The organism is uncultured Duncaniella sp. (assembly GCF_910578445.1).
Taxonomy (GTDB): domain Bacteria; phylum Bacteroidota; class Bacteroidia; order Bacteroidales; family Muribaculaceae; genus Duncaniella.
In genome coordinates this window covers 1-884 of sequence record NZ_CAJTQC010000067.1, presented here as the reverse complement: position 1 = coordinate 884, position 884 = coordinate 1, and the positions used below count along the sequence as shown (strand labels likewise).

Sequence of the window (884 nt, the reverse complement as noted above, 5' to 3'; positions counted from 1 at the left end):
ACCGCACTGATTGAAAGTGAGTTGTCAGTGTCATACGGACACCTTGAAATAACCGCAGATAACTACGTGGTGGCTTGTAATTAATTGAGTATCAGCATAAATTACTCACATAAAAATTGTATGGTGATTGAGTGGAATTTGAAGTGATTTCTAGGTTAAGATGACCAATCCTCCAGCCGCGCAATAATCTCGAATGAACAGTCGTTAAAAATTAGTAAATTTGCAGTATGAGAAAGAATAACAACAAAAGAGCAGCCAAACAATGGCTGGTATATGCTAATGCTTCACGATGCAATCATTATGCTTCACTGAAAGAAACAGGATTTATCAGTTGGAAACGTGAACAAAACAATTTTGCGGTAGGTGACATTGTGTATGTCTTCAGTTCTAAGGAGCGTAAGTTTATTTATAAGACAGAAGTTGTCGCTGAGGAACTGCGTGCTGACGGCAATTATTGGATTGAAACTCCGCCAATGCACATGACTTGGAGATTAAAGGCGATAGAGGAATATACAGGAGAGAAACTTGATGAATCAGTTTTGAAATTACATGGCTTCAAAGGAGGTAAAAGTCTTCAACATCCGATGTGTAATAATCCTGAGCTGTTTGCTTATATCGAATCTCAATTTGAGAAATAATGAACTACATCGAAACAGGCCGATTGATTCTTCGCTCGTGGAAGCAGGGGGATTTACCTTTGTTCGCCAAGATGAACAAGGATTCACGTGTAATGCGCTGCTTCCCGGCAACACTGAGTGATGCTGAGACAGAGGCTTTCTACAATCGTATTCAGAATGAGTTTGACTCTAAAGGCTGGGGATTATATGCTGTGGAAATAAAATCCACATGTGAATTTATCGGATATGTTGGACTGCATGAGATTG

At 39.5% G+C, this 884-nt stretch carries 2 protein-coding genes; both read left to right on the top strand.

The window, feature by feature from the left end:
- Positions 1-227: 227 nt before the first annotated feature.
- On the top strand, positions 228-638 hold the full coding sequence (locus QZ311_RS12315) for a hypothetical protein (protein ID WP_297068513.1): 411 nt from the start codon (positions 228-230) through the stop codon (positions 636-638).
- The coding region (locus tag QZ311_RS12310; RefSeq protein ID WP_297068511.1) for a GNAT family N-acetyltransferase at positions 638-884 on the top strand (247 nt) is incomplete at its 3' end. The genes QZ311_RS12315 and QZ311_RS12310, both read left to right, overlap by 1 nt.

Bases quoted from the DNA above. Each gene is read 5' to 3' on its own strand.
- QZ311_RS12315 (WP_297068513.1), top strand. From the start codon at position 228: ATGAGAAAGAATAACAACAAAAGAGCAGCCAAACAATGGCTGGTATAT.